The sequence below is a fragment of the Amycolatopsis taiwanensis DSM 45107 genome (genome assembly GCF_000519205.1).
Taxonomy (GTDB): domain Bacteria; phylum Actinomycetota; class Actinomycetes; order Mycobacteriales; family Pseudonocardiaceae; genus Amycolatopsis_E; species Amycolatopsis_E taiwanensis.
Window position 1 is genome coordinate 1 of sequence record NZ_JAFB01000071.1, and the last position, 4,938, is coordinate 4,938.

A 4,938-nucleotide genomic window follows, 5' to 3' on the forward strand; every position below is an offset into this window, starting at 1 on the left:
CCTCACCCTCGGCCAGCCAGCGCCGCCGCCACACATACACCGCATTCTGCGACACCCGCAGCCGTCTGGCGATCTCCGGCACCGCAACCTCCTGGGCCAGCATCTCCGCCGCCTGCAACCGAACCACCTCACGCCGGGCCCGGCCCTCGGCCGTCAGCCCACCACCATCGGGATAACGCACCCGAACCAGATACAGCACCCGACCAGCCAATGTCAGCCCGACACGCCGTGATCAAATCCTGACAATTCAACCTCTGTAGCCGAGGTTCGCCAGGCGATCAAGGAATTCGTCAAGAGCAACGCCGCGGTCCTCGCGGCCGAACGGTTCGCCTACAACAACTCGCTGGCACAGGGCCGAAAGATGACGGCTGATTTGTCAAAACTGATGCTGCGGGCCTACAACGCGGAGGCCGACAACTGCGTCCGGTCAGTTCGTGCGGGCACGGTTGCCTCGGCGAAGCAGCGACTCGACCGATCGGTCGAGTCGATCGCGAAACTCGGCAAGATGATGGAAATGCGCGTAGCTCCTGACTACCATCGCCTTCGCCTTCGCGAGATCGAGCTGACAGGCGACTACCAGATCAAGGTGCAAGAGGAACGCGAAGCTGCCAGGGCCGAGCGTGAACGGTTACGCGAGGAGCGCCGAGCCGAGGCCGAGCTACAGGCCGAACGTGAGCGACTGGATAAGGAACGCACCCACTACAACAACGTGTTGGCGAAGCTCGATCAACAGGACAAGCAAGAGCAGGCCGATGAGCTGCGTCGACGCTTGGCCGCTATCGATGACGCGATAGCGAAGAACGACTACCGCATCGCCAACATCCGAGCGGGCTACGTTTACGTCATCAGTAACATCGGTGCCTTCGGCGAGAACGTCGTGAAGATCGGAATGACTCGGCGACTCGAACCTCGAGACCGGATCGTGGAGCTCGGTGACGCCTCGGTTCCGTTCCCCTTTGATACTCACCTGCTCCATTTTTCGGAAGATGCGGTCGCGCTTGAGAACGAGCTGCACAAGACGTTCGCCGATCGTCGTCTCAACCGGGTCAACCTCCGCCGAGAGTTCTTCTTCATCACCCCGCAGGAAATTCGTGCGGCCTTGGCAGAGAAGCTCGGCAACCTACTTGAGTTCACCGACAAGCCGGAGGCATCGCAGTACTTCCAGAGCCGATCGGCGTGGCCTGACCGGATATAGAGGCGAGCCGGTTGGCGTCGACCGCCAGGCCGGCCAGGCCCCCGCCGACGATCGTGTCCGATCCACCCACCACCACAACGTGGCCGCCTGTCTCCGATGCCCAGCCGGAAAGCACGCTGTCCGCGGCCACCACAGTGGTCTCGACACCCCTTTGGGCGCACCGGTCGGTCCTGGCCGGGCAACACCCCGCCGGCGCCAGGTCCGCCCGCTGGCCCAACTCCGGCCCACCACAACCGAGGGTGAAGTCCGCAGTGGAAGGATAGGCCCCAACGCCCGCACCGCCAGATCACCGATGGGCTCGATCTGCAGGGCGCCGGCCCGGCCGGACACCGCAACCGGGGTGACGTGCGGTCGCCAAACCTGGCATCACCAACCTGAGCATGCTCGTCCTCGCCGACGGCGTCTTCTACCGCGTGGCCACCAACAACCAGCGATAATCGACACGGCCAACGGGCTAGCGACCGTCCTGCAGAACCGGAATGGACTGGCGGTCGCGCACGGCCCACGCCCAACGCATGAGGTGTTCACGCTGGTGTACGTGGAGCAAACCTGGAGCACGGGCGCGTGCTGAACCGCACGGACCGGAACCCAACTGCGGTGAACGGCAGTGTTTGACCGGCGGCTTCCCGTGGTGCTACCGGCGGCCTGCAGACTTAGAGTGAGGTCTACCTCGCTGGCAGTGAGGGGGTCAGGGGTTCGAGTCCCCTTAGCTCCACATCGTAGCGGACCCCTTTGATTCAGCCGTTGGTGCTGGTCGGAGGGGTTTTCTTGTGTCTGTGAATGATCTTGTGTGATCGTCGTGATTGTCGCATGGTTGTCCCTGGTGGGGCATTTCTGGGGCGCCGTGGTGGGGCGGGTTGCACGTGTGTGAAGGCGTTTGCGTTGGCTGCGCTGGTGTTTCCGGCATTTGCCGGCCATGTCCCATGTTCCGGCGAAGAGGGGGACAACCGGGGCGAGTGGGGGGTCGTCGGTTCCGGCGCAGGCGGTGGGTCGAGATGGGTGGCGGCGTGCCAGCGGTGTTCGAGTGCGGTGAGGAGCCGGTGTTCGAGTTCGGGGGCGACGTGACTGTAGGTCTCGATGATGCGGTTGTCGAGGCGGTGTCCGAGTCGGCGGGCTTGGGCGATCTCGGGGATGTTGTCGGCGATGAGCCAGGTTTTGTGGCTGTGGCGTAGTCCGTGAAAGGTCAGGCCGCGTCGGATGGGGTGGAGGCCGTGTCGGTTGCCGTCGACGGCGGGCCGGAACACCCGGCGGATGAACGTCGAGCGCCACGGTCAGACGCCCGAGGGAGTGGTGAACACGAATTCGAACGGATGTGTCTCCAGGTGTTCGTGCAGCAGGTCGACGAGGAACGGCGGCAGGGAGATGCACCGGGCTGCGGAGGAACTTTGGGTGGGCCGAGCCGGCGATGGTGGCTGGATTCGTGCAGCGCTCCCATCCAGGGGCCGATAGTGAGCACGGCGTGGTCGAGGTCGACGTTGCTGCGATGGAGGCCGGTGAGTTCGCCCCAGCGGCAGCCGGTCCAGGCGGCGGTAATGATCAACAGGTAGGCGATGCGGCCGCCGAGGGTTGCGGCTTGTTCGGCGATGCGGACGACCTGTTCTGGGGTGGCCCAGATTTTTTCCGGGGTGAGTGTGCGGGCACGTCGGCCGCGGCGGCGTTTGCGGACCGGGTTGGCGGGGACAGGTGTTGGTTGACCATCAAGCTTGCCGCGCATCTTGGCGAACCTCTGGCTTGGAGCCGAACGGGGGCGCGTCTGTTCTGCGTGGCGCGGATGGCTGAGGCACGATCGGGGTGTGCGGAGTCCCCGCACTTGTCCTCGCGTAAGGAGGTCTGCGAAATCCTCCTCGCATCCGGCGTGCCGACCGCGGTGCTCAACGCGGCGATCGTCATCGGCTCGGGGTCCGCCAGCTTTGAGATGCTCCGGTACCTCACCGAGCGGCTGCCCGTGATGATCACCCCCCGTTGGGTGCGCAACCGCGTCCAGCCTATCAGTGAGCTGCACACCGACACCTGCCAAGAGAAACTGTGGCGCGTGATCGAGGCGATCGGCGGCGAACACGGCCGGTACCCCTTCGCCGCCGCGGCAAGGCGGCGCGCATGACGACGACGATCGCCCTGTTCACCCGTGACCTGCGGGTGCGGGACAACCCGATGCTGGCCGCCGCTGCGCGTGGCGCCGACTACGTCATGCCGCTGTTCGTACGAGATCGGCGCATCAGTGCCGCCTTCGGCAGGGGCAAGGCCAGGTTCGTCGACGAGAGCCTGGCCGACCTGGACGAGGGTCTACGGCGGATCGGTGGCCGGCTCGTGGTATGCGACGGCGACCCGGCCGAGGAGGTCTGCCGGATCGCCGAGGATGCCCGCGTTGAGCGGGTACACGTTGCAAGCGATGTGTCTGCCTTCGCCACGGCTCGGCAGGAACGGCTACGCGCGGCCCTCGGCCGTCGCCTGTGGGTGCACCACGACGTCCACAGCGTCGTACCCCCGGGCGAAGTGGTCCCAGAGGGCAAGGACCACTTCGCGGTCTTTAGCGCCTACTACCGGCGTTGGCTTGAGGTGCGGTGGCGAGAGGCCGTCCCTGCCCCACGACGCATCTCGCTTCCACAGGGGGTGCGCTCCGGCCCTGTGCCGAGGGTGACCGGAGACGGCGGCGAGACCGCGGGCAGGCACCGTGCTTCCGCCTGGCTCGCCGCCGGTGTGCGCGACTACGCCGATCAGCACGACGCGCTCGCCGCGTACAGCACCTCCCGGCTGTCGCCGCACCTGCATCTGGGTTGCGTCTCGGCGCTGGAACTGGCCCGGTCGGCGGGCCAATCCGCAGGCGCGCGTGCGTTCATCCGACAGCTGGCTTGGCGGGACTTCTATCAGCAGGTGCTCGCGGCACGACCTGACGCGGCGCGACGGGACTACCGTCCCCACGGCGATCGCTGGCGCGACGACAGGGGGGCGCTGAGGGCCTGGCAGGAAGGCCGCACCGGTATTCCCATCGTCGACGCCGGCATGCGGCAGTTGCTGGCGGAGGGGTGGATGCACAACCGCGCCCGCCTGATCGTCGGCTCGTTCCTGACCAAGACGCTGTATCTGGACTGGCGCGCTGGCGCCGCGCACTTCTTCGCCCATTTGCTCGATGGCGACGTGGCCAACAACTGTCTCAACTGGCAGTGGGTGGCCGGCACCGGCACCGATACCCGGCCCAACCGGGTGCTCAACCCACTACGACAAGCCGAACGTTACGACTCGCACGGTGACTACGTGCGGCGATACGTGCCCGAACTCGCTCACCTGCCGGCCGAACGCATCCACCAGCCATGGCGGCTGCCAGCGCGGGAACGCCGCGGCTATCCCGCCCCGATCGTCGACCTCGCCGGGGCCCGTACCCGCTTTCTCGCTGCCCGCGCGCACTGAACGCGGGTGCCCGCCAAGAAGCCTGGCTTCCAGCTCCCGCGCGATGTCCGCTACAGAGGTTGAATGGTCAGGGTTAGGGTGGCTCGGGTTCGAGGGTGAGGCCGGTTTGGGCGAGGAAGCTGGTCAGCAGGTTCGGTCGGTATTGGATGCGTTTGAGTCGGTTGCGCACGATCGCGGCGAGGTGGTCCACGGTGGTGACGGCGAGGTTGCCCAGGCTGCGTTTGACGTGGGACCAGACGCTTTCGATCGGGTTGAGGTCGGGGGCGTAGGCGGGTAGCTGGATGACGTGCAGCCAGTCCCGGGCAGCGACCAGCTGGCGCATCGCAGTGCTGATGTGG

General features: G+C 66.2%; 5 protein-coding genes and 2 pseudogenes. 5 read left to right on the forward strand and 2 right to left on the reverse strand.

From position 1 onward, the window contains the following. A partial coding sequence (locus A3CU_RS0134670) for a helix-turn-helix domain-containing protein (protein WP_027944686.1) occupies positions 1-199 on the reverse strand: 199 nt, incomplete at its 3' end. Positions 200-265: 66 nt separating this feature from the next. Here A3CU_RS0134670 and A3CU_RS55965 point away from each other — a divergent pair. From A3CU_RS55965 to A3CU_RS0134690, 5 genes and pseudogenes are all read left to right on the forward strand, one after another. Then, positions 266-580, forward strand: a pseudogene (locus tag A3CU_RS55965) (SNIPE associated domain-containing protein); the annotation flags it as partial. 129 nt (positions 581-709) lie between these two features. Continuing rightward, positions 710-1,195 (forward strand): GIY-YIG nuclease family protein, encoded by a 486-nt coding sequence (locus tag A3CU_RS55970; protein ID WP_483756963.1) that lies wholly within the window; start codon positions 710-712, stop codon positions 1,193-1,195. A gap of 1,007 nt (positions 1,196-2,202) precedes the next feature. After that, the gene (locus tag A3CU_RS53065; protein WP_156960725.1) at positions 2,203-2,367 is read left to right on the forward strand and encodes a hypothetical protein; all 165 of its coding nucleotides are present in this window, start codon (positions 2,203-2,205) and stop codon (positions 2,365-2,367) included. Positions 2,368-2,996: 629 nt separating this feature from the next. After that, positions 2,997-3,188: pseudogene (locus A3CU_RS51835) on the forward strand (DUF2867 domain-containing protein); the annotation flags it as partial. A gap of 104 nt (positions 3,189-3,292) precedes the next feature. Further along, positions 3,293-4,600, forward strand: a complete 1,308-nt coding sequence (locus A3CU_RS0134690) for a cryptochrome/photolyase family protein (protein WP_027946091.1) — start codon at positions 3,293-3,295, stop codon at positions 4,598-4,600. A 73-nt stretch (positions 4,601-4,673) separates the two neighbouring features. Here the strand turns inward: A3CU_RS0134690 and A3CU_RS0134695 are convergent. Further along, a partial coding sequence (locus tag A3CU_RS0134695; RefSeq protein WP_027946092.1) for a transposase occupies positions 4,674-4,938 on the reverse strand: 265 nt, incomplete at its 5' end.